The organism is Nonomuraea sp. NPDC049378 (genome assembly GCF_055586745.1).
In genome coordinates, this window is the sequence record NZ_JBVJHP010000001.1 from 569,319 (window position 1) to 593,099 (window position 23,781).

The following is a 23,781-nucleotide window of genomic DNA, read 5'->3' on the forward strand; positions in this document are numbered from 1 at the left end:
GGTGTTGGGTGTTTTTCTCGGCCCCAGTGGTTTCCCCCCCAGCACTCGTTTTTGCCGCCCCTGGGGGGGGGGGGGGGGGGACGCCCTCTCCCCCCCCCCCCCCCCCCCCCCCCCCCGCTCCCGCCGCCCCGCCGGCGACCGCCGCGACGAGCGCGGCGACCACCAGCAGGCGTCCTCTCCGCACCGCCGCCCGCGCGGGCCGCGAACCCTGCGCGGGCGGCGATGGCGCGGGGGACGGCGGTCCCGGTACGGGCGGCGGCTGCGCCGGAGGTGGGAGGGCGAGCATGGGCGGCGGCACCGCCCCGGGCACGGGAGGCGGCCCCTGGGCGGGGTCGCGGCGGGCACCGGGCGGCACCGTACGGAAATCCGGCCCGCTCGGCCGGCCCATGCCTCTCACGGCAGCCTCGAGAACCACATCATCGACGTCACCGCCGCGATCAGCCCGCAGATCAGTCCCGCCGCCACGAACCACTGCCATACCTCCTGCTGCTCGGTGCGGTAGCCGACCGACGTGCCGATGTCCTCGTAGACCGCCTGCAGTTCGCTGCCGCTGGCCGCCTCGTAGAACCCGCCTCCCGCCGCCTCGGCCAGCCCGCGCAGCGCGGGACCGTCCACCGGCACCGGGACCTCCTGGCCGGAGAGGCTGATGGTGCCGCCCGCGGTGCCGTAGGCGATGGTGGTGACCGGGACGCCCTTCGAGGACGCCTCGGCCGCCGCGTCGTTCAGCGTGCGGCCGGTCGTGTTGGAGCCGTCCGACAGCAGCACGATGTGCGCGGGCGGCGCTTCCTCCTCCGAGTCGAGCGAGGCGATGGCCTCCAGCGAGGAGTAGACAGCCTCGCCGATGGCGGTGCCCGACGCCGTGCTCAGCCGGCCGAGCGCGTTCAGCACCGCCTGCCGGTCCGTGGTCGGCGGCACCGCCACGGAAGCCGACGACGAGAACGACACCAGGCCCAGGTTGAACCGCTCGGGCAGCCCTTCCACGAACTGCCTGGCCGCCTGCCGGGCCGCGGAGAACCGGTCGGGGCTGACGTCGGTGGCGCTCATGGACGCCGACACGTCGAACGCCACCATGATCGTGGCCCGTTCCCTCGGCACCCGCACCTCGGCCGTCGGCCTGGCGAAGCCCACGACCACCAGCGCGAACATGAGCAGCAGCGCCGCCGCCGGCAGGTGCCTGCGCCACCCGGGGCTCCTCGGAGCCACCTTGTCGAGCAGGTCGAGGTTGGTGAACCGGACGGCGTACGCGCTGCGGCGCAGCGACACGAGCACGTAGGCGACGGCGAGCAGCGCCACGGGGACGAGCAGCAGCAACCAGACGGGCGAGATCAGGCTCACGCCACATCACCTCCTGTGCCAGGCGTGCCGCCACCCCGGACGGCTCCCCGGACGGGCAACATCGGGCTCGGGGCCAGGGCCGCCAGGCGGCGCTGCCGTACGACGTGCTGGACCAGGTCCCGCACCCAGTCCCGGTCCGTACGCAGCCGCAGGTGGGTCGCGCCGGCCCGGCGCAGCGCCCGCGTGATGGCGTCGCGCTGCCCGGCAGCCGCCTCCGCGTACCGGCGGCGCAGCCGGGCGTTGCCGGTGGCGACCTCCCGCCGCCGCCCCGTCTCCGGGTCGATCAGCGTGAGGAGCCCCACGTCCGGCAGCGTCAGCTCGCGCGGGTCGACCACCTCCACGGCCAGCACCTGGTGCCGGGCGGCCAGCCTGCGCAGCGGCGGCTCCCAGGTCTGCGGCTCGTCCAGGTAGTCGGACACGACCACGACGAGACCGCGCCGCCGTACGGCCCGGCTGAGCTGTTCGGCCGCCACGCCGAGCAACGGCTCGGCCACGCCGGGCGGGGTCCGCGGCAGCGCGAACGCCGCCTGCAGCAGCGCCATCAGGTGCGGCCTGCCCGTCCTGGCGGGCAGCGTCCTGACGCCGCCGCCGTGCAGCAGGTGGGCGCCGATCCGGTTGCCGGTCCGCTGCGTGAGGAAGCCGACCGCCGCCAGCGCGGCCAGGGCGAGCTCCCGCTTCTCCAGCGCGGCGGTCCCGAAGTCCATGCTCGCGGTGGCGTCGAGCAGGGCCCAGATCTCCAGCTCGCGGTCGGCGACCAGATCCCGCACGTGGGGCTCGTTCGTGCGGGCGGTGACGTTCCAGTCCATCCGCCGCACGTCGTCCCCCGGCTGGTACGGCCGCGACTCCGCGGGCTCGCTCCCGGGACCTGGCACCAGCCCGAGGTGTTCGCCCTGGAGCAGTCCATCCAGCCTCCTGGTGATCGTCAGCTCGAGCCTGCGCAGCGCGGGCTCCGCGATCAGGTACGGCTTCATGCCACCGCGTCCTGTCGCACCGTTTCCTGCTGCATCGCCTCCTGTTGGGGCGCGATGAGGGGCAGCGGCACGGCGGCCAGCACCCGGTCCACGATCTGCCGGGGCGCGACCCCGTCGGCCAGCGCGTCGAAGGAGAGCACCAGCCGGTGCGCCATCACGTCGTGCGCCAGGTCGCGTACGTCCTCCGGCAGCACGTAGTCGCGCCCGCGCAGGAGCGCCAGCGCCCGGGCGGCCGACAGCAGGCCGAGCGTGGCCCTGGGGCTGGCCCCGAACGCCAGCAGCCGCCGCACGTCCTGCACCCCGTACCGGTCGGGGTCGCGGGTGGCGTAGACGAGGCGGACGGCGTACTCGGCGACGGCGTGGTGCACGAAGACCTCCTCGGCCCGCCGCTGGAGCGCGAGGACCTGGGCCGGGTCGAGGACGGCGTGCGGCGCGGGCGGGTCCACGCTCATGCGGTAGGCGATCGCCAGCTCCTCCGATTCGCTGGGATAGCCCACGTCGATCTTCATGAGGAAGCGGTCGCGCTGCGCCTCGGGCAGGTGGTAGACGCCTTCGGACTCGATGGGGTTCTGGGTGGCCAGCACCAGGAACGGCCTGGGCACCTCGTGGGTGACGCCGCCGATGCTGACCTGCCGCTCGGCCATGATCTCCAGCAGGGCCGACTGCACCTTGGCGGGCGCCCGGTTGATCTCGTCGGCGAGCAGCAGGTTGACCATGACGGGACCGAGCTCGATGTCGAACGACTCGGTCGACGGCCGGTAGATCCGCGTGCCGATGATGTCGGACGGCACCAGGTCCGGCGTGAACTGGATGCGGGCGAACGTCCCCCCGACCACGCTCGCCGTGGTCTCGGCGGCCAGCGTCTTGGCGATGCCCGGCACGCCTTCGAGCAGGCAGTGCCCCTTGGCGACGACCGCCACGATCAACCGCTCGACCATGTGGTCCTGGCCGACGATCACCCGCTTGACCTCGAACAGCGCCCGTTCGAGCAGCGCCGGGTCGGTCATGGCTGCACGACCTTGTCGGGGCAGTCGTCCACGACCAGCCGCAGCTCCAGCGCGGTCGGCTCAGGTTCGGCGAACGCGGCGCTCCCCGTCATGAGCGCCGCGCCCGCGGCGAGCAGCACAAGAGCGAAACGTGATGTACGCATGATGACCCTCGTCCCTCGTATGGCCTTTATCGGCTTAGAGGGCATGTCATCAGGCAATCGCGAAAGCCCGCGTAACTCCCATCTTTATACGATTTTTCGGTCTCCAGTGTCTCCGCCCCGCCTCCTCGACGCGACACAGACACCGCGATCCAACCGAAGCCTCCAGGGACACTGCTGACACGGTTCAGGGATTTCGCGGACATGGTGATCGACCGGGACGTGCTGGAGATGCTGGAGTCGGTTTTCCTGGCACATCGGCTCGACTCCTACGGTCGCACCCTGAGCAGCAAAGCAGGCAGATCACCAAAGATTCACCTGGTTGACAGCGGGCTGGCCGCACATCTGCTCGGCATCAGCCAGCGCAAGTTGAACAGACGCGACCCGGCCACGCTGACCGGGTTCGGCAAGGTGGTGGAGACCTTCGTGGTCAACGAGTTGCTCAAGCAAGCGGGCTGGGCCGAGTCGGTGGTGGAGTTCAACCACTTCCGCACCCGTGACCAGCGAGAGGTGGACCTGGTCATCGAGTCAGGTGAAGGCGAGGTCATCGGTGTCGAAGTCAAGGCGAAATCTTCGGTCGAAGAAGCCGACTTCCGCGGTCTCCGCCTGCTCAGAGACCGGCTTGGCGCCACCTTCGTAGGAGGGGTCCTGATCAATCCCGGCCGGCAGTCCTTCAGACACGACGACAGGCTCTTCGTGATGCCCGCCGATCGGCTGTGGACCCCGTTGCCGACCTCGTGGTAGGCGCCCATCCAAAGATCAGCAAATGCCGCGCCCACCAACCGTTGGACCACTCGTGCGGGAACGCCGAGGGCCGCCCACCGGACGGCGGCGGGCGGCCCTGACGGAAGCGGCGAGATCAGTCGTTGAGGTGCTGGCGCAGGTAGGCGTCGACGCCGTCGATGGAGATGCGCTCCTGGGCCATGGAGTCACGCTCGCGGATCGTCACCGCGTTGTCCTCGAGGGTGTCGAAGTCGACGGTGATGCAGAACGGCGTGCCGATCTCGTCCTGGCGGCGGTAGCGGCGGCCGATCGCGCCCGCGTCGTCGAACTCGACGTTCCACCGGCGGCGCAGCTGCGCGGCCAGGTCGCGCGCCTTCGGCGACAGGTCGGCGTTGCGCGAGAGCGGCAGCACCGCGGCCTTGACCGGGGCGAGCCGGTGGTCGAGCCGCATGACCGTGCGCTTCTCCATGACGCCCTTGGCGTTGGGCGCTTCGTCCTCGGTGTAGGCGTCGATCAGGAACGTCAGCGTGGCGCGGTCGACACCGGCGGCCGGCTCGATGACGTAGGGGACGTAGCGCTCCCCGCTGTCCTGCTCGAAGAAGCTGAGGTCGGCGCCGGACGCCTTGCCGTGGGCGGTGAGGTCGAAGTCGGTGCGGTTGGCGATGCCCTCGAGCTCACCCCACTCGGAGCCGACGAAGTTGAAGCGGTATTCGACGTCGACGGTGCGCTTGGCGTAGTGGGACAACTTCTCCTGCGGGTGCTCGTAGAGGCGCAGGTTGTCCTTGTTGATGCCGAGGTCGGAATACCACCGGAAGCGCTCGTCGATCCAGTATTGGTGCCACTCCTCGTCGGTGCCGGGCTTGACGAAGAACTCCATCTCCATCTGCTCGAACTCGCGGGTGCGGAAGATGAAGTTGCCCGGCGTGATCTCGTTGCGGAACGACTTGCCGATCTGGCCGATGCCGAACGGGATCTTCTTGCGCGCCGACTGCTGCACGTTGAGGTAGTTGATGAAGATGCCCTGCGCGGTCTCGGGGCGCAGCCAGGCCAGGCCCGACTCGTCCTCGACCGGACCGAGGTAGGTCTTGAGCAGGCCGCTGAACTGCCGGGGCTCGGTGAAGGTGCCCTTGTTGCCGCAGTTGGGGCAGGTGATGTCGGCCAGACCGCCCTCGGGCGCCTTGCCGTTCTTCTCCTCATATGCCTCGACGAGGTGGTCGGCCCTGAAACGCTTGTGGCAGGACAGGCACTCCGTCAGCGGGTCGGTGAAGGTGTCGACGTGGCCGCTGGCCCGCCACACCTCGGGCGCCAGGATGACGCAGGAGTCGAGGCCCACCACGTCGTCGCGCGACTGGACCATCGACAGCCACCACTGCCGCTTGACGTTGTTCTTCAGCTCGACGCCCAGTGGACCGTAGTCCCACGACGCGCGCAGTCCGCCGTAGATCTCGCTCGACGGGTAGACGAGCCCGCGGCGCTTGGCGAGGCTGACGATGGTGTCCATGACGTCGGTGCGTCGTGCCATGTCGATGAATCTCTTTCCGGCTGGAGGTCGGCGAGTGAAATTGGTGAGATCCCAGCTTAGGGGACTCTCGAACGCTCTCGCGCGCGAGTATTGTTACGCACCGTCCCGGACGTGGACGTCCTCATATGCGCTGGGTTCGTTGACCATGAGAATCATCAGTGGATACATCGCCATCCGGGCGGCGGAGAGCGCTCTGCGGTAGAAACCGGCGCCCTCCCACTCGCTGACCAGGGCCCACAGGTTGGGCTCGTCGACCGAGCGGGCCAGCCGGCCGCGCTGATAGCCCGGCTGGGTGGCGAGCAGGTCGAGGATGGCGTGGCCCTGTTTGACGAAGTCTTGTGACTGGGACTCTGGAACGGAGTATCGGATCACGGCGAGCACGCGACCAGCCTAGAGGCCCCTTCAGGAACACCGCGCCCGCGCGACACGCGTAGGCTCTTCCCGTGGCCCCTGACAGCAAGCCCGGCGGCAGGCACGACAGCAAGCCCGGCAGCAAGCGCGGCGACCGGCGCAACGACCGGCCCGGCGACCGGCCCCGGGACCGGCGCAGCGGCAAGCGCCCGCTCCCGCAGGGCGAGCAGTTCTTCACGCCGGGCGCGACCGGCCTGCGCAAGTCCGTCGAGCAGCGCAGCGCCGTGCCGATGACGTTCCTGTTCACGCAGGTGCCCCGGTGGGTGGCGCCGGTGGTGCTGGTGGTCCTGCTGCTGGCCGGGTTCGCCGTGGCCAATCCGCTGGGCGGCGTCGCCGTCCTGCCCGTGATCGCGTTCATCGGGTGGCTGGCCTATCTGTCGTGGCCTTCTCTGGGGGCCGGCGGGAAGCTGCTGCGGGTCGCCATGCTGACGTTTCTCGTCCTGCTCGCGGCGACCCGCTTCGGCGCCTTCTGAGTGACCCGCTGAGGCGCCTGCTGGGTGGCCTTCGTGAGGGATCGCCTCAGGGCAGCAGCGTGTAGTGCGGGAAGTTGCCCGGCAGGCGTTCGTTGTCGGGGCCGCTCGTGGCGGCGCGCACCAGCAGGTCGCCGCCGACGAACGCGCCGCGCCACGACGCGCCGAGCCCGCCGAACAGCTCCTCGCGGTCGCCGCGCGAGCGCGGTTTGTTGTGGCCCACCTTGAACGCCCGCACCTCGGGGGCGAGGCGGTGGAAGGTCTCCTCGTCGTCGCAGGAAAGGGTGGCGACGAGCGCGCCGTTGCTGGCGTTCATGGCGGCCAGCAGCTCGGCCTCCGTGTCCACCAGGACGATCGTGTCGACGGGGCCGAACGGCTCGGCGTGGTGCAGGGGTGAGGAGGGGGGCGGGTTGAGGACCGCGGTCGGAGCAAAGTAGGCGGAAATATCCTGCCCCGGGAGGAAGTGTCCGGACTCGATGGCCGCACGATGGATCGGCACGCCGCCCCGCGCCACGGCCTCGTCCACCTGGTCGGCCAGCTCCTTGGCCTTCGAGGCGTTGATCAGCGGGCCGAAGGCCAGCTCCGGCAGCGGGTCGTCCGGCTCGGCGACCGCGAGCGGGTGGCCGAAGCGCAGCGACCCCACAGCGGACACGTAAGCGCCCAGGAACTCGTGGAACGCCGACCGCTGCACCACGAACCGCGGATAGGCCGTGCACCGCTGCTTGCCGTAGTCGAACGACGCCCGGATCTGCCTCGTGAGCAGGTCCCAGTCGCCGTACTCCCACACGCCCCAGCAGTTCAGCCCTTCTTGCTCCAGCACGTGCCGGCGCCCGAGGTCGGCCAGCGAGGTCGCCACCTTGGCGCCCGCGTCCCTGCCGCCCACGAACGACACGCAGCCCAGCGCGCGCCCCGCCACCAGCACGGGCGACAGCTCGGCCCCTCCCCCGCTGACCAGCGTGAACGGCAGCCCTTCCCGCACGGCCAGCGCGCAGGCCAGCGTGAGGCAGCACAGCCCGCCGTCCGTGGGCGTCTTGGCGATCACCGCGTTGCCGGCCAGCGCCTGCACGAGCATGGCGTGCATGAGCACGCTCAACGGATAGTTCCAGCTCGCGATGTTGCTGACCGGTCCCGGCAGCGGCGTGCGTCCCGCCACCATGCGGTCGATCTCGTCGAGATACCAGCGCACGCCGTCCAGACAGCGGTCCACGTCGGCGCAGGCCGTCTTCCACGGCTTGCCGATCTCCCAGACCAGCAGCAGGGCCAGCAGGTCGCGGTGGGCGGCCATGGACTCCACGGCCGCCGCGACCATCGCCTTGCGCTCGGCCATCGGCAGGTACCGCCACCGGTTGTGCTCCTCGACGGCGCCGGCCACCGCCCGCGCGGCCCCGGCCCGGTCGAGCCGGGGCAGCCCGGCGATGGCCGTGCCGTCCAGCGGCGAGAACCCCGGCACGGGGCGCCCGTCGCGGCGCCACATGCCACCCCAGTGGTTCAGCACGCGGTCGTCGTGGAAGGCCTCGGGAGCCGCCGTGTGGCATCGGTCGTAGGCGTCCCGCCAGGCCGTACCCGGTTTGAGCTGCATGAGCGCTCCTCTCAGTCGGACCAGTCGGCGGTGATGAGCTCGGGCAGCGGCTCGAACTCCTTGACCGCGTCGAGCGAGGGACCCATGGCGGCGTTGGCCTCGCGTTCGACCATCACCTCCACCAGCACCGGCAGCCGCTCGCGCGCCGACTCGGCCGACGCCCACGCCAGCGCGCCGGGCAGGTCACCCGGCAGCTCCACGCGGCGCGCCGGGCAGCCGAACGCCTCCATGGCCTTGACATGGTCGATACCGCCTTCCCCGTAGTGCAGGTCCACGGCGAAGTTCATGTCGTACGGGATCTCCGCCTGCCGGATGAGCCCGAGGTACTCGTTGTTGATCATCACGATGACGAACGGGATGCGGTACTGGGCGGCGACCGCGACCTCCTCCATCAGGAACTGGAAGGAGTAGTCGCCGACCACGGCCACCACCTGCCGCTCGGGATGCGCGCACTTGACGCCCATGGCCGCGGGCACCTCCCAGCCCAGCGGCCCCGCCTGCCCGCAGACCAGGTAGCGCCGCGGCAGGTAGGTCGTCTGGAACTGGCCCGACCAGATCTGGTAGAGCCCGATGGCGGTGACGAACGTGGTGTCCCTGCCGAAATACTCGTTGATCTCCTTGAACACCCTGGGCGGCTTGATCGGCACGTCGTCGAAGTCGTCGCGGCGGGTCATCGTACGGCGCAGGTCGGACACCTTGCGCACCCACTTGCCCGGCTCCTTCGGCCCGCTCCGCCCGCGCGCCTCTGCCAGCAGGTCGGCGAGCACCGGCTTGGCGTGGCCGACGATCCCCAGGTCGGGCTCGAAGACCCGGCCGATCTGCATGGGCTCGATGTCGACGTGCACGAACTTGCGTCCCCGGCGGTAGACGTCGAGGTCGCCGGTGTGCCGGTCGCCGAAGCGGGCGCCGACGGCCAGCACCAGGTCGCTGTCCAGGAACGCGGCGTTGCCCCACCGCGTCTGCGTCTGGATGCCCGGCATCCCGGCGAACAGCGGGTGGTCCTCGGGGAAGGCGCCCTTGCCCATGAGCGTCACCTGCACCGGCACCTGGAGGTGCTCGGCCAGCGCGCGCAGCTCGCCGCAGGCGTCGGCGATGATCACGCCGCCGCCGGCCAGGATGACGGGTCGCCTGGCCTCCGCCAGGAGGTCCATGGCCTTGCGCACGGCCTTCGGCAGCGGGCGCGGGGCCTCGACGGGCAGCGGCGCGTCCACGTCGCGGTCGTACAGGCAGGTGCCGCGCTGGACGTCGATCGGCAGGTCGATGAGCACCGGCCCCGGCCGGCCCGACCTGGCGATCCTGAACGCCTCGCGGAACACCCACGGCGCCTGTGCGGGCTCCTTGAGCTGCACCGCCCACTTGGTCACCGGACGGGCGATCTCCACGATGTCGACCGCCTGGAACGCCTCCTGGTGCAGCTTCGACGTGGCGGCCTGGCCGGTGACGCAGATCATCGGGATCGAGTCGGCCATCGCCGTGTAGAGACCGGTGATCATGTTGGTGCCGGCGGGGCCGGACGTGCCGATGCAGACGCCGGCGTTCCCCGTCACCCTGGCCCAGCCGTCGGCCGCGTGGGTGCCGCCCTCCTCGTGGCGTACCGTGATGTGCCGGATCGAGCTGTTCTGGAGCGCCGCGTAGAGCGGCAGGATGGCCGCGCCGGGGATGCCGAAGACGGTGTCCACGCCCTCCGACTCCAGCACCGCGACCACGGCCTCCATGCACGGAATTCGATTCATCCGTTCAGCCTTTCGATCACTTTGAGCAGGGCGGAGTGGTCGAGCGAGCCGTGGCCCTGCGCCCTGGCCGCCGCCATGAGCTGGGCGACCTGCCCGGTGAGCGGCAGGCTGACCCCGGCCTCGCGGGCCGCGGCGACGGCGATGCCCATGTCCTTGTGGTGCAGGTCGATGCGGAACCCCGGGGCGAACTCCCGCCTGACCATGGTGTGGCGCTTGAGCTCGAGGATCCTGGAGCCCGCCAGGCCGGCCGCGAGCACGTCCAGGCCGGCGGCCGGGTCGACGCCCGAGGCCTCCAGCAGCACGATGGCCTCCGACACGAGCCCGTACACGCCGCCGACGACGAGCTGGTTGGCCGCCTTGACGGTCTGGCCCGCGCCCGCGGGGCCGACGTGCACCACGGTCGTGCCGAGGCTGCCCAGCACCGGCCCGGCCGCCGCGACGTCCTCGGCGTCGCCGCCCACCATGATCGACAGGGTGCCGTCGATCGCGCCGCGCTCGCCGCCGCTGACCGGGGCGTCCAGCGCCCGTACCCCGGCGGCCGCCGCCTGGCGCGCCACCCGGCGGGAGGTCTCCGGCTTGATGGTGCTCATGTCGACGTAGAGCAGGTTCGGCTTGCCGTACTCGACGACCAGCGGCGCGACCTCCTCCACCTGCGGCGAGTCGGGCAGCATGGTGATCACGACGTCCGCGCCGGCGACCGCGTCGACCACGCCGGTGGCGCCCTTGCCGCCCAGCCCGGCGAGCTGCTCGACCCGCTCGGCGCTGATGTCGTACCCGCTCACGGCGTGCCCGGCCTTGACGAGGTTGGCGGCCATGGGGCTGCCCATGATCCCCAAGCCGATGAAGCCGATGTTCATGTGCGCCTCCAGTCGAATGCGCCCGGCCCTTCGTGCCGGTACTCCAGGCCGACGTGGCCGCGGTAGCCGGCGGCCTCCAGCCGCGCGAAGATCTCCCGGTACGGCATGCGCCCGCTGCCCGGACGTCCCCTTCCTGGGTCGTCGGCGATCTGCACGTGGCCGAAGCGTTCCGCGTGCCCGTCGATGAGCGCGAGCACGTCCTCGCCCATCCGGTGCAGGTGGTAGAGGTCGGCCAGGAAGGCCACGTTGTCCCTGCCGACCTCGTCGATCAGCTCGAACGCCGCCTGCGACGACGTGATCGGATAGTTCGGGTTCTCGTGGGAGTTGAGGGCTTCGACGACCACGGTCGCGCCGATGTCCGCCGCCGCGTCCGCGGCCCCCCTCAGGTTCGCCACGGCCAGGTCCCTGTCGGTGCCGGGGCCGTTGCCGTACAGGGCGTTGAGCACCCCGCAGCCCAGCTCGCCCGCCAGCCGGACCGTGACGTCGACGTTCGCCTGGAACCTCGCCGAGTCGCCGGGCCTGGCCAGCAGGCCGCGATCGCCCGCCGCCATGTTCCCGGCGTCGAAGTTGAGCCCCGTGAGGCGCACCCCCGCGTCCTCGACGGCCTGCCGCAGCGCCGCCAGTTCCGCGCCCGCGGGGTCGGGGCCGTCGAACGGCCACCACATCTCCACGGCGTCGAACCCCGCCTTGGCCGCCGCGGCCGGACGCTCCAGCAGCGGCAGGTCCGTGAACAGGATGGACAGGTTGACGGTGAATCTCACGAAGACCCTCCCTCGCGCGTGGCGCGGAAGAGGCGGGCCGTCTCCGAGGGGGTGCGGCCGACGCGGACGCCGACGGCCTCCAGGGCCTCCTTCTTGGCCTGGGCCGTGCCGGACGAGCCGGACACGATCGCGCCCGCGTGCCCCATGGTCTTGCCCTCCGGCGCGGTGAAGCCGGCGACGTAGGCGACCACGGGTTTGGTGACGTTCGCGGCGATGTAGGCGGCGGCCCGCTCCTCGGCGTCGCCGCCGATCTCGCCGATCATGACGATGGCGTCGGTGCCCGGGTCCTCCTCGAACGCCTGGAGGCAGTCGATGTGGGTGGTGCCGATGACCGGGTCGCCGCCGATGCCGACAGCGGTGGAGAAGCCGAGGTCGCGCAGCTCGTACATCAGCTGGTACGTCAGCGTGCCCGACTTGGAGACCAGCCCGATGCGCCCGGCGGAGGTGATGTCGGCGGGGATGATGCCGGCGGAGGACTGGCCGGGGCTGATCAGGCCGGGGCAGTTGGGCCCGATGATCCTGGTGCGGCCGCTCGCCAGCGCGCGGAAGCGTACGGCGTCGTGCACGGGGACGCCCTCGGTGATGACCACGCAGAGCGGGATGCCCGCCTCGACGGCCTCCTCCACGGCCGAGCGGGTGAACCGGGGCGGCACGAAGACGACGGAGACGTCGGCCCCCGTCTCGGCCATCGCCTCGCCCACGGAGCCGAACACGGGCACCGTCCGCTCGCCGAAGTCCACCGAGCGCCCGCCCTTGCCGGGTGTCACCCCGGCCACGATGTCGGTGCCCGCGGCGAGCATGCGGGCCGTGTGCCTGCTGCCCTCGGCGCCCGTCATGCCCTGCACGAGCACCCGGCTGTCCTTGGTCAGAAAGATCGCCATCATGCACCTGCCGCGAGTCTGGCCGCCGTCTCGGCGGCGCCGTCCATGGTCGAGACCTGGCGGACGGCCGGGTGCCTGGCGTCGCTCAGGATGCGCCGGCCCACCTCGGCGTTGTTGCCGTCCAGCCGTACGACGATGGGCCTGCCGTGGCCGCGTTCGCCGAGAAGTTCGAGTGCGGTGACGATGCCGTTCGCCACCGCGTCGCAGGCGGTGATGCCGCCGAAGACGTTGACCAGCACCGAGCGCACGCCGGGGTCGTCGAGGATGATCTCCAGCCCGTCGGCCATGACCTTGGCGGACGCGCCGCCGCCGATGTCCAGGAAGTTGGCGGGGGCGGCTCCCGCTCCGGCGACCACGTCGAGCGTGCTCATGACCAGGCCGGCGCCGTTGCCGATCACGCCGACCTCGCCGTCGAGCTTGACGTAGTTCAGTCCCTTGGCCCGGGCGCGGGCCTCCAGGCCGTCCGCGTGTTCCTCCTGCTCCCAGGAGTGCCGGAAGGCGGAGTTGTCGTCCAGGGTCACCTTGCCGTCGAGCGCCACGATCCGCTGGTCGGTGGTGCAGATCAGCGGGTTCACCTCGACCAGCAGGGCGTCCTCCGCGACCAGCACCCGCCACAGCTTCTCCAGCGTCTCGGCCGCCTGCTCGGGCAGGCCCGCCTTGGCGGCGAGCGCCCGCGCGGTCTCGGCGTCCACTCCGGACACCGGGTCGACGGGGAGCTTCACCAGCGCGTCGGGGTCGGTGGCGGCGAGCTCTTCGATTTCCATGCCGCCCTGGCTCGACACCATGGCCAGGAACCCGCCCTCGGCCCGGTCGACCAGGAAGGCCGCGTAGTACTCCTCGAACGGCACGGTCGCGGTCTCGACCAGCACGCTTCGCGCGACGTGCCCCTTGATGTCCATGCCGAGGACGCGGTCGGCCTCCACTTCCGCGGTGACCGGCCCCGCCGCGGTCCTGATGCCGCCCGCCTTGCCGCGTCCGCCGGTCTTGACCTGGGCCTTGATGACAACGGGCGCGTTCAGCTCGGCCGCGATCGCGCCGGCCTGCGCGGGGGTGGTGGCGACCCTGCCGGCGGGGACCGGGATCCCGTGACGCCCGAAGAGCTCCTTCGCCTGGTATTCGTACAGGTCCATTCGAGCCTCCTTTGTAGACGGTATACCGTATGGAATATCCCTCGTCTAGGGTCTCGACAGGGCTCCGTCGACTGGATATTCCATACAGTATGGAGAATGCAGTTCGAGACTGGCGTGGCCGCTCGTACCTTCCCGGGCCCGTCCCCGCCGACCGCAAGCGCATGTTCTGGCTGTCCTGGGCCGCCATGGCCGCGATCAGCCCGCTGCAGTACGGCTACGCCGCGCTGCTCGCCCAGAAGGAGCTGACCCTGCTGGCCGTCTGGATCGCCTGCCAGGCGGCGGGCGCGCTGCCCGCCCTTCACCTGGTGCGGCGCGGGCGCCTCAGCGTACGCGCGAGCCTGGCGCTCGGAGCCGCGCTGAGCGGGCTCGGCCTCGTCGCGGCGGCCCTCACGGTCGCGGCGCCGCCGGCCGAAGGCGCCGCCGCCGCGCTCGCGGGCGGCGCCCCGGGCTCCGTGACCCTGGCCGCTCTCACCGGCTACGGACTGCTCGGCGGGCTGGGCGCGGGCCTGGTCTACGGCGTCTGCGGCGAGGTCGTCTCCTCCTGGTTCCCGGAACGGCCCGCCGCCCGCGTCGGCCTGATCACCGGCGCCTTCGGGTACGGGGCCGTGCCCCTGCTGCTCTGGGCCGGCATCGCTCCCGGCGCCACGCAGGCCGCCTTCATCACCGCCGCGGCCGTCGCGGTGGCGGTCATCGGGGCGGCCGCCCGCCACCTGCGGCTCCCCCCGGCCCTGTGGTGGCCCGACGACGTCGACCCGCGCACGCACGCCCTCGACGCGGCACGGTTGCGCGTCACCCCGGAGGCGGCCAGGCAGTTCCTGCTCGCCCAGGCGCTGCGCACGCGGACGCTGCCCGCGCTCGCGCTGATCCTGACCTGCGCGGGCGCCGTGTCGGTCTTCGACGTGATCGTGGTCGCGGGCACGGGGACGTGGGGCGCCGTGGCCCTCATGGTGGCGCTGAACGGGGCCAGCAGGTCGGTGGCCATGCGCTGCTCGGAGCTGTTCGGCCGCAGGCGGGTGCTGGCCGCCGTGCTGGGCGCGCTCGCGGTCGGCCAGGTGCTGCTGGCCGCCGGCGGCGCGCACGTCGGCGGCTCGCCGGCGCAGGCGACCGTCAGCGCCAGCCTGCTCTGGCTCGGCGCGATCGCGGCCGGGCTGGGCGGTGGCGCCTTCTACCCGCTGCTCGCCAGCCTGGTGCGCGAGTTCTTCGGCACCGAGCGCGCCGGCGAGATCCACGCCGTCATCTACAGCGCCAAGGCGCTGGCGGGCGTCGGCGCCGTGGCCCTGGCCATGGCGGCACTGACCGCTCCGGGCGCCGCGCTCCTGACCGCCGCCACCCTGGCCGCGCTGCCCGCGCTGGCCGCGCCCCGCCTGCGCATCCCCGGCCTGCCCGCGACGATACCGCTGTGATGAGACTCACGACCATGGACAATCGTTGGCCGGTATGCTGTAGGCAGTCGACCAAAAACTTTTAGTTCAGCCCTGGAGACGTGCCCATGTTGCTGTCGGATCAGGCCGGTCAGACGGCGGCCGCGAAGATTCCCCGTCCCGCCACGCTCCGGGAGAGCGTGATAGAGGCTATCCAAGAGCTCATCGTCTCCGGCCAGCTCAAGCCCGGCCAGCACCTCGTCGAGAGCGAGCTGGCCGAGCTGCTCGGGGTCTCCCGGCAGCCGGTCCGCGAGGCGCTGCAGCAGCTCAGCGGCGAGGGCTGGGTCGACCTGCATCCCGGCCAGGGGGCGTTCGTGCACGTCCCGACGCTTGAGGAGGCCGACCAACTGCTGGCCGTCCGCACGCTGCTCGAGACCGAGTCGGCCCGGCTGGCCGCCGTGCACGCCGGCGAGGACGGCGTGAAACGGCTGCGCGCGCTGTGCTCCCGCGGCATCGCCGCGGTGCAGTCGGACGACGTCGACGCGGCCGTCGCCACCAACTCCGAGCTGCACGCCCTGGTGACCGATCTGTCGGGCAACAAGGTCCTCGCGGAGCTGGCCGCCCAGGTGGCCAGGCGCGTGCGATGGTATCACACGCCGGTGGCCCGCCAGCGCGGCATGGCCTCGTGGGACGAGCACACCTCGCTGATCGACGCCATCGAGGCGGGCGACGAGGACCGCGCCGCCAAGATCATGCGTGACCACACGGAGCACACCCGCGCCTCCTACATGGAGCAGCGGGAGAACGAGCCCGTGGAGCCCGCGCCCAAGCCGGTGCGGCGGCGGCGCCCGCGCACGCCGGCCGCGAGCTGACGGCGCGCGAAGATCCGCGCGGGGTGACCCGCGCGCAGGCCCGCGCGGGCTGACCGCGCGCCAGAACCCGCGCGGGTCCGACCCGCGCGGAGCGTCCAGAACGACCTGCTCGGACCCGCCGCGGGCTGACCTGCGGGGATGGCCCGCGGGGTGATCTGACGTTCACAGAAGACGACATGCTGCGTAACACCTCGGGCAGAGGATGCGTAGCAGAGATGGGAGGTGCATGACCGTGAAGGCGCTGATCCGCTTTCTCCTGGGTGATCCCGCGGGCCATTCCGCCGATGGCCGGGTGATCGGCCTCGGCCTCAGCACGGCGCTCAGGAAGCACTACTCCGCCGACGACGCGGAGCGCTACCTGCGCCAGTGGACCGCAGAGCACGACGTACGCAAGAGCCCTCGATGCTGAGTGCGTCGCCTGAACGTCAGTGAGTCGCCGGGGCGGTTGAGCTCCACACCCAGATCGGCGAAGTGACGCGCAGGCACCTTTCGCCGCGGACATGCCGCTGAGCCGGCAGGGCCGTCGCCCCCCGCGCGCTTTCGGCCTCAGGTCCGGGCTCCAGCAACGTAAGACGACCCGTCGGCGTCCTGCCACAGGGAACCCACGGGTCTCGGCTGTTCCGAAACCAGTCTCCCGCCGGACATAGCCGACGCCGGCCGCGCTAGTGGACGAGGGAGACGCGGCCGGCCAGAGCGCCCGGTCGCGCACCCTCGCCACCCAGCACCGTCTCCACCCGCTCCGGCTCGTCCAACCGGAGGGCGATCCCGCCGGGAACCTCGCCGACCAGAATCACGCGAAGGCCGCCATCATTGGCGACGCCACACCTGTGGCCAGATCAAGCCTGTGCGCCGTCCCCGTGAACACCACCCGGCAGCGGCCGACGGTGATGACGGAGCACGTTTCCCATGGCCAGGACCTTCCTGCCCGTGTCGAGCGTCGTCACTCGTGGCTGACATCACCCAGCTAACGGTCCGTTCGTTCCATTAAGACTGCTACAGTTGGTCTCACCTTAACGGAACAAATGAACCGTTAGCCTGTGATGGGATAATCATGACCTCCTTCAAGCGAAGTCCTCGTACCAGGCTGCTGGTCCCGCTGGCGGCGACAGCGGTGCTGTCGACCGGCGCGGGATGCGCAAGCGCACCACCCCCCGCATCGGCCGCCACCTCAGCTTGGGCCGCCGGCTGGATCGCCTCGCCGCAACGACCGAGTATCGGCTTCGAGCCGAACTGGTCCGAGGAAGGCTTCTCCAACCAGAGCGTTCGGCAGGTCGTCAGAACAACCGCCGGCGGCAGGAGCGTTCGCATCCGCCTGTCGAACCTCTACGGCACCTCACCACTGCGCGTCACCGGTGCCACCGTCGCACGAGCAGAAGAAGGCGCGTCCGTCAAGGCCGGCTCCGTACGGCATCTCAGGTTCGGGCGATCGACGTCGCTGACCATCCCGGCGCGCGGCCAGGCAGCCAGCGATCCGCTGCCTTTCGACGTCAGCGCCATGGATTCGCTGACCGTCACGTTGTACTTCGCGGGGACCACCGGTCCCGCCAGTTTCCACTCCCAGGCATATGCCACCAGTTACCGCGCCGCTGGCGACCACCGCACCGATCCGTCCGGGTCCGCGTTCACGCAGAGCACGCATTCGTGGTACTACCTCTCCGGACTCGACGTGACCGGCGGCGAGCAGGGACGCGGCTCCGTCGTCACATTCGGCGACTCCATCACCGATGGTTTCGGCTCCACCAACGACGCCAACAACCGCTTCTCGGACGAACTGGCCGAGGTCTTCGACGCCTCAGGCAAGCCGCGGCCCGTACTCAACGCAGGCATCGGCGGAAACCTGGTGCTCAACGACTCCTCCTGGTATGGAGAGAAATCGTCGGCTCGGTTCGATCGTGACGTGCTCGATCAGCCTGGGGTGGACACGGTCGTCATTCTGGAGGGCATCAACGACATCGGCTTCAGCGAGTCGGACACGCCTACCTACAAGCCGAACCCTGTCATTCCGGCACGCGAGCTGATCGCGGGACACCAGCGCCTCATCAAGAAGGCACACGCCAGGGGCATCAAGGTGATCGGCGCGACCCTGCTGCCCTTCAAGGGCTCGGATCACTGGGGAGATCACGCGGCGACCGCCAGCAACGAGCTCAACCGGTGGATCCGCACGTCCAGCGAGTACGACGCCGTGGTCGACCTCGACCGGACGATGGCCTCGCCGTCCGACCCGGATCTGCTCGATCCCGCCTACGACAGCGGTGACAAGCTGCATCCCAACGATGCCGGCTACCGTGCCATGGCTCAGGCAGTGGCCGCGGTGCTGCGGCCCTCGAAAGGCGCTGACGACCGGGGCTGACCGGCTGGCGGAACCCCGTCCCGCGACGGCGGGACGAACGGCGACCACCGCGGCCCACGGCCGAAGGCCAGGTCATGACGCGGGGCGGGACAGACGCTCGCGCGTGCTTTCCTTCAATATGACGAGGAAGGCGCTGACGAGCGCATCGGGGACGGTACGCGCGTAGGCGGTGAGCTCCCGGCGCACACCCGGTGACGGCCTGAGGGCGTAGCCCTCGTACCCGTCCGGCACGATGTTGGCCGGAACCAGAGCGGGCCCGAGGCCGGCGGCCGCGAGGATGGGCGCGGACGCGGTTTGTTCGGTCCGTACGGCGATGCTGGGCTGGAACGCGGCTCTCGCGCACGCCAGGTTCAGGACATCGGCAAGGCCGTTGTCGGGCGCGTAGTGCACCCAGCGGCGCTCACGTAGCTCCGCGAGATCCACCTCTGTGGCGTGACGGACGGCGAGGGGGTCGTCACGCGAGACCGCGATGACGAAATCTTCGATGCCCAGCGTGTGTATCGGCCCCGTCCAGTCTGGCGGACGAGGCCCGATGGCCAGGTCTGCCTGCCCTCCCGTCATGGCCTTCGTCAGCTCATCCGAATGCCGGTGCTCGTAGAGGCGGACATCGACGTCCGGGTGGCGCCGGCTCCACAGACGCAGGGCAGCAGGCAGCAGGCCGAGACTGATCGAATAGGTGGTCGCGAGTTTGAGCTCTCCGCCGGCCAGCCCCACCGATTGCCTGGCGGCGGAGAGAGCGTTGGCCGCGTCCGTGAGGACCGCCCGGGCGTGCGGCAGGAAAGCGCGTCCGGCCGGGGTGAGATGCGCACCACGTGATGCTCGTTCCAGCAGCGCGGCTCCGACGGACCGCTCAAGTGCCTGTATCTGATGGGACAGCGCGGGCTGTGTGACGTGCAGCAGCGCGGCTGCGCGCGTGAAGGAGCCCTCGTCCACGACGGTGACCAGGTATTCGATCTGACGCAGGCTTACCATGAACAGATTTTATCGGATCTATGAAAGATATGAGTTCGACTTATAGGCGTGGCTGCAACGAGACTCGTTCAACAGCCGACTCTCTCGGAAGGAGACCCACTGTGACATTCCTGGATAACCTCCCACTCGCGGGAGCCGTCGTGGGGACGGACTTCAGCGACTGGCCGGCGAGCCTCCGAGACGAGTTCCAGGCCAACGCTCACAACGGCCATGTCGGTGGACTGCTGCTTCACGAATCCGAGCGAGTGCGCGTCTGGCAGATCAGGCTCGCCCCCGGCGAGCGGCTGCCGGCGCACCGGCACGTGCTCGACTACTTCTGGACGGCGCTGACCGATGGACGCAGCCGCCAGCACACCCATGACGGCACCACGCGCGAAGTCTCCTACCGCCGCGGCGAAACCCGGGAGTACGTCTTCGGCGCCGGCGAGTACCTGCTGCACGACCTGGAGAACATCGGCGGCGACGACCTGGCCTTCATCACAGTAGAACAAGTCCGCAGCGCGAACCCCCCGCTCCCGCTCAGCTGACGACGGCACCACGGCAAAGGCACGGCCCATGGCAATCACCGACCCAGACGCGACCACCTACGTACGGCCACGCAATGCCCTGACGCCCCGCCAGGTCGGCTTCGCGGCCATGATCGGGAACGCGATAGAACTCTACGACTTCATCCTGTACTCCTTCATCGCGGCCAGTGTGTTCGGCCCGCTGTTCTTTCCCAGCTTCGAGCCGTGGCTCGGCACCCTGGCCGCGTTCTCGGGGCACGCTGTGGCCTTCCTCATCCGGCCGCTGGGCGCGACGGTGTTCGGCCGCATGGGCGACCGGCTCGGCCGCAGACCCGCGCTGCTGGCGTCACTGGCCATCATGGGCGTGGCGACGGTCGGCATCGGGATTCTCCCGACCTATGCCGCGATCGGCGTGGCTGCCCCCATCATCCTGGTAGCGCTCCGGATGCTCCAAGGACTGGCCGTGGGCGGCGAGTATCCCGGCGCGGTCGTCGTCGCCGTTGAGCACGCGCCTCCCAGGCTCGCCACGCTCTACGGCGCCTTCCCCCAGATCGGAAACATGATCGGCATACTCTCCGCCGGCGCATCGATGCTGATCGTCAACCTGGTGGTCGGACAGGCCACCTGGCAGGCCTGGGGCTGGCGAGTGCCGTTCCTGCTCAGCGGAGTCCTGGTCGTCTTCGGGCTTCTCCTGCGCAGCCGGCTTTCCGAGACACCGGAATTCGTCGAGGCGTCGAGCAAAGTGGCCACGCAACGCCGCGCCGCCTCCGGACAGTTCAGCACGCTCCTGCGCCGGGCACGGCGGCCGTTGCTGATCTGCGTGCTGATGTGGATCGGACCGGTCACCTTCGGCTACGCGTTCCTCACCAGCCTGCTGGCATACGTCGGAAAGTACCAACCGGAACTGTCCGCCGCGGACGTGCAGCTCGGACTGGTGCTGACCGGCTTGGCCCTGGTCGTTCTCGTGGCGATCAGCGGCAGATACGGCGACGCATGGGGCCGCGAGCGCATCGTGATCATCTCAGGCGTGCTGACGATGGCGTGGGCCATACCGTCCTACCTGCTGATCGGCACAGGCGACCGATACGCGCTGTGGCTGGCCATGATCGTCGGCGCCGTCTCATACGGGATCTTCGGTGGGGTGGTGCCGACCATGATGTCGCACCTGTTCCCGGTGGAGGTGCGCTACGTCGGCGTTGCGACCGTGATCGCGATCAGCGCGCTGGTAGGCGGCGGCTTGTTGCCGCTGCCCACCCTGGCCGCCGTAGGCGGTCTGGGCGGATCGCCCGTGCCGATGATGACGATGATGGGCCTGTCCGGTCTCGCCACCACGATCGGCGGCGTTCTGCTGCACCGCGATCGCGTCGCCCTTCGTGCGACGCGCTGAGCCCGTCGAGACACCATGCCTCTGGATCCGCAAGCTGCCGCTCTCCTGGACAGCACAACCAGGAACCGGGCCCCCACCGGCCGCATGACAGTCGCCGGCGCCCGCACCGGCATCTTGAAGTACCTCGAGTTGCAGGGCGAGCCGGAGCCCGTGGCCCACGTCCGAGACGTGACCATCCCCGGGCCGGCTTCCGCGCTGCCGGCCCGGGTCCACTATCCGCACGGCAAACCCCCGTACCCGTGCCTCGTCCACTTCCACGGGGGCGGCTGGGTCAGCGGCGACCCCGAGATATACGACCGGCCTTCGCGCAGGCTGGCGAACGCCACAGGCTGCGCCGTCATCACTGTCGGCTACCGCAAGGCTCCGGAGAACCGCTTTCCCGCGGCACTCGACGACTGCCACGCGGCCGTGTCGTGGATCGCCGAGAACGCCACCGACCTGCAGATCGACTCGAAGCGGATCGGTGTCTCCGGCGACAGCGCCGGCGGCAACCTGGCCACCGCGACATGCCTGCGCGTCCGCGACGCAGGCGGACCCGCCATCAGCCTGCAGATCCTCATCTATCCAGCCACCGACGCGGCCTGCGCGACCGCCTCCCACCAGACGTACGCGCAAGGCTACGGGCTGGAAAGCCGCACCATGCGATGGAACTGGGCCCAGTACCTGGGACCCCACGACCCGGCGGACCCCTACGCCTCACCGCTGCGGGCCCGCCTCGACGGGCTGCCGCCGGCACTCGTGATGACCGCCGAGTACGACCCGCTGCGCGACGAAGGCGAACTGTACGCCGCACGCCTGGCCACAGCCGGGACGACGGTCACGCACACCCGCTACGACGGAATGATCCACGCCTTCTACCTGGCCGGTCGTGCTGTCCAGCGCACCGACACCCTCTACACCCGGATCGGCGACGTGACGCGCAGGCACCTTCTGCCGTGACCAGCCATCACCATTGGAACAGGAGAACACCCGAATGAGCACCCAGCGCAAGGTCGCCCTCGTCGTCGGCGCCCAGGGCGTGATCGGCCGTAACCTGGTCGACCACCTGGCCACCTTCGACGACTGGGAGGTGATCGGCCTGTCCCGCCGTTCCGCGCCGGACAGCGACCGCCTCCGCAACATCTCCGTCGACCTGCTCGACCCGGAGGACTGCACCAAGAAGCTCTCCGGCCTGAACGAGGTCACCCACATCTTCTACACCGCCTACCAGGAACGGCCGACCTGGGCCGAACTCGTCCCGCCGAACCTCGCGATGCTCGTCAACGTCGTCGACGCCGTCGAGCCCTTCGCACACGACCTCGCTCACATCAGCCTGATGCAGGGCTACAAGGTGTACGGTGCTCACCTCGGACCGTTCAAGACGCCGGCCCGCGAATCGGACCCGCACCACATGCCGCCGGAGTTCAACGTCGACCAGCAGGAGTTCCTGGAGCGGCGGCAGCGGGGCAAGTCCTGGACATGGTCGGCGATCCGCCCGTCCGTCGTGTGCGGCTTCGCCCTCGGCAATCCCATGAATCTGGCCATGGTGATCGCCGTCTACGGCTCCATCGCCAAGGAGCTCGGCGTGCCCATGCGCTTCCCCGGCAAGCCGGGGGCCTACCACAGCCTCCTTGAGATGACCGACGCCGGGCTGCTCGCCAAGGCAACGGTCTGGGCAGCGACCGATCCCCGATGCGCGAACCAGGCGTTCAACATCAACAACGGCGATCTGTTCCGCTGGGACGACATGTGGCCGAAGATCGCCCAATTCTTCGATCTGGAAGTCGCCAGCCCGCTTCCCATGTCACTGGCGACCGTCATGGCCGACAAGGCGCCGCTCTGGGAGGAGATGACGCGCAAGTACGGCCTGGAGCCGCACACCTACGAAGAGCTGTCATCGTGGGGGTTCGGCGACTTCGTGTTCTCCTGGGACTACGACATGTTCGCCGACGGCACCAAGGCCCGGCGTTTCGGCTTCCACGACTTCGTCGACACCGAGGAGATGTTCCTCAACATCCTGTCCGGCATGCGCGAACGCCGCATCATCCCCTGAGCCGATGGAGCCGCTCCACCGAACTGTGCGTTCGGTGGAGCGAGACGGTGTTCAGGGCATGTCGCGGCGACACCAGCAAGTCACGTCCTTAACGGGTCATTGGTGCCGATAGCATCGGCGTGATGCAGGAGCCTCCATGAATCAGGATTCCCGCTCGGCAGGGACGGTGCGTCCTGGCGGTCGCACAGCCCGAGTGCGTGCCGCGGTGCTCGAGGCAACCCAGGACGAGCTGATGGAACGCGGCTTCCATGGATTGGTCATGGATCACGTGGCGTCACGAGCAGGCGTGGGCAAAACCACCTTGTACCGTCGCTGGGGAACAACCGCAGGTCTCGTGACTGATCTGATGAGGGAACTCGCCGAGCAGTCGGCTCCGCACGCCGACACGGGAACCATCGAAGGAGACCTTCGCGCTCATGCTGCCAATGTTCTCCACGGCATCACCGACGAGCGCCTGGGCCCGACACTCGAAGCCATGATCACAGCTGCCACCTGCGACGGAGGCGCGGCCGACGCTCTTCGAGCGTTCTATGTCCGTCGCATCCACGAGTGGGAAGAGTGCGTCGACCTGGCCATCGCGCGCGGCGAGCTTCCGCCGGGCACCGACGGCGAGGAGGTCATCCGGGCCGTCTCCGCGCCCATCTACTATCGCCTGCTGGTCACCCGGGAGGTCATCGATGCGGCTGTCGCCGAGCGGGCGGCTCTGCGCACTCTGGCCGCCGCCCGCGCGGGGGCGTTCGTCGGACCAAACACGTGAGATGGATGTCCCGAGCTGCCGGTA

The 23,781-nt window shown here is 70.2% G+C and carries 25 protein-coding genes; 11 read left to right on the forward strand and 14 right to left on the reverse strand.

The features are described 5' to 3' along the window. Positions 1-393: 393 nt before the first annotated feature. The 4 genes from ACZ6SA_RS02525 to ACZ6SA_RS02540 are packed head-to-tail and all read right to left on the reverse strand — an operon-like array spanning position 394 to position 3,456. Positions 394-1,335 (reverse strand): VWA domain-containing protein, encoded by a 942-nt coding sequence (locus ACZ6SA_RS02525; protein ID WP_465826233.1) that lies wholly within the window; start codon positions 1,333-1,335, stop codon positions 394-396. Continuing rightward, complete coding sequence (locus ACZ6SA_RS02530; protein WP_347641791.1) at positions 1,332-2,306, reverse strand: DUF58 domain-containing protein; 975 nt, start codon at positions 2,304-2,306, stop codon at positions 1,332-1,334. Before ACZ6SA_RS02530 ends, ACZ6SA_RS02525 begins: the two co-directional genes overlap by 4 nt. Continuing rightward, the gene (locus ACZ6SA_RS02535) at positions 2,303-3,313 is read right to left on the reverse strand and encodes an AAA family ATPase (protein WP_465826235.1); all 1,011 of its coding nucleotides are present in this window, start codon (positions 3,311-3,313) and stop codon (positions 2,303-2,305) included. Before ACZ6SA_RS02535 ends, ACZ6SA_RS02530 begins: the two co-directional genes overlap by 4 nt. Then, positions 3,310-3,456 carry a hypothetical protein gene (locus tag ACZ6SA_RS02540; protein WP_347641789.1) on the reverse strand — a complete coding sequence of 49 codons (147 nt, stop codon included), beginning with the start codon at positions 3,454-3,456 and terminating at the stop codon, positions 3,310-3,312. Before ACZ6SA_RS02540 ends, ACZ6SA_RS02535 begins: the two co-directional genes overlap by 4 nt. A gap of 201 nt (positions 3,457-3,657) precedes the next feature. On the opposite strand from ACZ6SA_RS02540, the gene ACZ6SA_RS02545 reads away from it, so the two are divergent. Next, entirely contained in the window at positions 3,658-4,197 is a 540-nt protein-coding gene (locus ACZ6SA_RS02545) for a DUF4143 domain-containing protein (protein ID WP_465826237.1), read from the forward strand. A gap of 115 nt (positions 4,198-4,312) precedes the next feature. On the opposite strand, the gene ACZ6SA_RS02550 is transcribed toward ACZ6SA_RS02545, so the two are convergent. Continuing rightward, positions 4,313-5,698, reverse strand: a complete 1,386-nt coding sequence (locus ACZ6SA_RS02550; RefSeq protein WP_465826239.1) for a glycine--tRNA ligase — start codon at positions 5,696-5,698, stop codon at positions 4,313-4,315. Between the two features lie 93 nt (positions 5,699-5,791). Further along, the gene (locus ACZ6SA_RS02555; RefSeq protein WP_347620091.1) at positions 5,792-6,079 is read right to left on the reverse strand and encodes an antibiotic biosynthesis monooxygenase family protein; all 288 of its coding nucleotides are present in this window, start codon (positions 6,077-6,079) and stop codon (positions 5,792-5,794) included. Positions 6,080-6,141: 62 nt separating this feature from the next. On the opposite strand from ACZ6SA_RS02555, the gene ACZ6SA_RS02560 reads away from it, so the two are divergent. Next, positions 6,142-6,582 (forward strand): DUF6703 family protein, encoded by a 441-nt coding sequence (locus ACZ6SA_RS02560; protein ID WP_347641787.1) that lies wholly within the window; start codon positions 6,142-6,144, stop codon positions 6,580-6,582. A 46-nt stretch (positions 6,583-6,628) separates the two neighbouring features. On the opposite strand, the gene ACZ6SA_RS02565 is transcribed toward ACZ6SA_RS02560, so the two are convergent. From ACZ6SA_RS02565 to sucC, 6 genes are read right to left on the reverse strand one after another with little or no spacing between them, the layout of a single operon-like run. Further along, positions 6,629-8,158, reverse strand: a complete 1,530-nt coding sequence (locus ACZ6SA_RS02565; RefSeq protein ID WP_465826242.1) for an aldehyde dehydrogenase family protein — start codon at positions 8,156-8,158, stop codon at positions 6,629-6,631. 11 nt (positions 8,159-8,169) lie between these two features. Further along, a complete protein-coding gene (gcl, locus tag ACZ6SA_RS02570; protein WP_443150350.1) occupies positions 8,170-9,891 on the reverse strand; it encodes a glyoxylate carboligase in 1,722 nt (573 codons plus the stop codon). After that, positions 9,888-10,748, reverse strand: coding sequence for an NAD(P)-dependent oxidoreductase (locus tag ACZ6SA_RS02575; RefSeq protein ID WP_465826244.1), 861 nt, complete (start codon positions 10,746-10,748; stop codon positions 9,888-9,890). The genes gcl and ACZ6SA_RS02575 overlap by 4 nt, the downstream gene beginning before the upstream one ends. Beyond that, positions 10,745-11,509, reverse strand: coding sequence for a hydroxypyruvate isomerase family protein (locus ACZ6SA_RS02580; RefSeq protein WP_465826246.1), 765 nt, complete (start codon positions 11,507-11,509; stop codon positions 10,745-10,747). The genes ACZ6SA_RS02575 and ACZ6SA_RS02580 overlap by 4 nt, the downstream gene beginning before the upstream one ends. After that, entirely contained in the window at positions 11,506-12,390 is an 885-nt protein-coding gene (gene sucD / locus ACZ6SA_RS02585; RefSeq protein WP_465826248.1) for a succinate--CoA ligase subunit alpha, read from the reverse strand. Before sucD ends, ACZ6SA_RS02580 begins: the two co-directional genes overlap by 4 nt. Then, positions 12,390-13,520 (reverse strand): ADP-forming succinate--CoA ligase subunit beta, encoded by a 1,131-nt coding sequence (gene sucC / locus ACZ6SA_RS02590; RefSeq protein WP_347641781.1) that lies wholly within the window; start codon positions 13,518-13,520, stop codon positions 12,390-12,392. Before sucC ends, sucD begins: the two co-directional genes overlap by 1 nt. A gap of 89 nt (positions 13,521-13,609) precedes the next feature. Between sucC and ACZ6SA_RS02595 the strand changes: the two genes are divergently transcribed. From ACZ6SA_RS02595 to ACZ6SA_RS02605, 3 genes are all read left to right on the forward strand, one after another. Next, on the forward strand, positions 13,610-14,923 hold the full coding sequence (locus tag ACZ6SA_RS02595) for an MFS transporter (protein ID WP_465826250.1): 1,314 nt from the start codon (positions 13,610-13,612) through the stop codon (positions 14,921-14,923). Between the two features lie 86 nt (positions 14,924-15,009). Further along, entirely contained in the window at positions 15,010-15,753 is a 744-nt protein-coding gene (locus tag ACZ6SA_RS02600; RefSeq protein WP_347641779.1) for a GntR family transcriptional regulator, read from the forward strand. Between the two features lie 226 nt (positions 15,754-15,979). Further along, on the forward strand, positions 15,980-16,162 hold the full coding sequence (locus tag ACZ6SA_RS02605) for a hypothetical protein (RefSeq protein WP_443150346.1): 183 nt from the start codon (positions 15,980-15,982) through the stop codon (positions 16,160-16,162). A gap of 253 nt (positions 16,163-16,415) precedes the next feature. Here ACZ6SA_RS02605 and ACZ6SA_RS02610 read toward each other — a convergent pair whose 3' ends face one another. Continuing rightward, complete coding sequence (locus tag ACZ6SA_RS02610; protein WP_465826252.1) at positions 16,416-16,547, reverse strand: hypothetical protein; 132 nt, start codon at positions 16,545-16,547, stop codon at positions 16,416-16,418. Between the two features lie 257 nt (positions 16,548-16,804). Between ACZ6SA_RS02610 and ACZ6SA_RS02615 the strand changes: the two genes are divergently transcribed. Next, positions 16,805-18,103: an SGNH/GDSL hydrolase family protein gene (locus tag ACZ6SA_RS02615; protein WP_465826253.1), complete on the forward strand. Its 1,299-nt coding sequence runs from the start codon at positions 16,805-16,807 to the stop codon at positions 18,101-18,103. A gap of 72 nt (positions 18,104-18,175) precedes the next feature. Here the strand turns inward: ACZ6SA_RS02615 and ACZ6SA_RS02620 are convergent, their stop codons facing one another. Then, positions 18,176-19,075 (reverse strand): LysR family transcriptional regulator, encoded by a 900-nt coding sequence (locus tag ACZ6SA_RS02620; protein WP_465826255.1) that lies wholly within the window; start codon positions 19,073-19,075, stop codon positions 18,176-18,178. 101 nt (positions 19,076-19,176) lie between these two features. Between ACZ6SA_RS02620 and ACZ6SA_RS02625 the strand changes: the two genes are divergently transcribed. The 5 genes from ACZ6SA_RS02625 (at position 19,177) to ACZ6SA_RS02645 (ending at position 23,757) form a co-directional block, all read left to right on the forward strand. After that, the gene (locus ACZ6SA_RS02625; RefSeq protein WP_465826257.1) at positions 19,177-19,602 is read left to right on the forward strand and encodes a cupin domain-containing protein; all 426 of its coding nucleotides are present in this window, start codon (positions 19,177-19,179) and stop codon (positions 19,600-19,602) included. A 169-nt stretch (positions 19,603-19,771) separates the two neighbouring features. Continuing rightward, entirely contained in the window at positions 19,772-20,968 is a 1,197-nt protein-coding gene (locus ACZ6SA_RS02630) for an MFS transporter (RefSeq protein WP_465826258.1), read from the forward strand. Positions 20,969-21,052: 84 nt separating this feature from the next. Further along, entirely contained in the window at positions 21,053-21,907 is an 855-nt protein-coding gene (locus ACZ6SA_RS02635) for an alpha/beta hydrolase (protein ID WP_465826259.1), read from the forward strand. 34 nt (positions 21,908-21,941) lie between these two features. Beyond that, a complete protein-coding gene (locus ACZ6SA_RS02640; protein ID WP_443150339.1) occupies positions 21,942-23,000 on the forward strand; it encodes an SDR family oxidoreductase in 1,059 nt (352 codons plus the stop codon). A 136-nt stretch (positions 23,001-23,136) separates the two neighbouring features. After that, positions 23,137-23,757, forward strand: coding sequence for a TetR/AcrR family transcriptional regulator (locus ACZ6SA_RS02645; protein WP_347641771.1), 621 nt, complete (start codon positions 23,137-23,139; stop codon positions 23,755-23,757). Positions 23,758-23,781: the final 24 nt, after the last annotated feature.

What these genes read in the sequence shown, in the direction of transcription:
- ACZ6SA_RS02530 (WP_347641791.1), bottom strand. Translation starts at nt 2,306, where the DNA reads ATGAAGCCGTACCTGATCGCGGAGCCCGCGCTGCGCAGGCTCGAGCTG.
- ACZ6SA_RS02535 (WP_465826235.1), bottom strand. Translation starts at nt 3,313, where the DNA reads ATGACCGACCCGGCGCTGCTCGAACGGGCGCTGTTCGAGGTCAAGCGG.
- ACZ6SA_RS02540 (WP_347641789.1), bottom strand. Translation starts at nt 3,456, where the DNA reads ATGCGTACATCACGTTTCGCTCTTGTGCTGCTCGCCGCGGGCGCGGCG.
- ACZ6SA_RS02545 (WP_465826237.1), top strand. Translation starts at nt 3,658, where the DNA reads ATGGTGATCGACCGGGACGTGCTGGAGATGCTGGAGTCGGTTTTCCTG.
- ACZ6SA_RS02550 (WP_465826239.1), bottom strand. Translation starts at nt 5,698, where the DNA reads ATGGCACGACGCACCGACGTCATGGACACCATCGTCAGCCTCGCCAAG.
- ACZ6SA_RS02565 (WP_465826242.1), bottom strand. Translation starts at nt 8,158, where the DNA reads ATGCAGCTCAAACCGGGTACGGCCTGGCGGGACGCCTACGACCGATGC.
- gcl (WP_443150350.1), bottom strand. Translation starts at nt 9,891, where the DNA reads ATGAATCGAATTCCGTGCATGGAGGCCGTGGTCGCGGTGCTGGAGTCG.
- ACZ6SA_RS02575 (WP_465826244.1), bottom strand. Translation starts at nt 10,748, where the DNA reads ATGAACATCGGCTTCATCGGCTTGGGGATCATGGGCAGCCCCATGGCC.
- sucD (WP_465826248.1), bottom strand. Translation starts at nt 12,390, where the DNA reads ATGGCGATCTTTCTGACCAAGGACAGCCGGGTGCTCGTGCAGGGCATG.
- sucC (WP_347641781.1), bottom strand. Translation starts at nt 13,520, where the DNA reads ATGGACCTGTACGAATACCAGGCGAAGGAGCTCTTCGGGCGTCACGGG.
- ACZ6SA_RS02595 (WP_465826250.1), top strand. Translation starts at nt 13,610, where the DNA reads ATGGAGAATGCAGTTCGAGACTGGCGTGGCCGCTCGTACCTTCCCGGG.
- ACZ6SA_RS02600 (WP_347641779.1), top strand. Translation starts at nt 15,010, where the DNA reads ATGTTGCTGTCGGATCAGGCCGGTCAGACGGCGGCCGCGAAGATTCCC.
- ACZ6SA_RS02605 (WP_443150346.1), top strand. Translation starts at nt 15,980, where the DNA reads ATGACCGTGAAGGCGCTGATCCGCTTTCTCCTGGGTGATCCCGCGGGC.
- ACZ6SA_RS02615 (WP_465826253.1), top strand. Translation starts at nt 16,805, where the DNA reads ATGACCTCCTTCAAGCGAAGTCCTCGTACCAGGCTGCTGGTCCCGCTG.
- ACZ6SA_RS02620 (WP_465826255.1), bottom strand. Translation starts at nt 19,075, where the DNA reads ATGGTAAGCCTGCGTCAGATCGAATACCTGGTCACCGTCGTGGACGAG.
- ACZ6SA_RS02635 (WP_465826259.1), top strand. Translation starts at nt 21,053, where the DNA reads ATGACAGTCGCCGGCGCCCGCACCGGCATCTTGAAGTACCTCGAGTTG.
- ACZ6SA_RS02640 (WP_443150339.1), top strand. Translation starts at nt 21,942, where the DNA reads ATGAGCACCCAGCGCAAGGTCGCCCTCGTCGTCGGCGCCCAGGGCGTG.
- ACZ6SA_RS02645 (WP_347641771.1), top strand. Translation starts at nt 23,137, where the DNA reads ATGAATCAGGATTCCCGCTCGGCAGGGACGGTGCGTCCTGGCGGTCGC.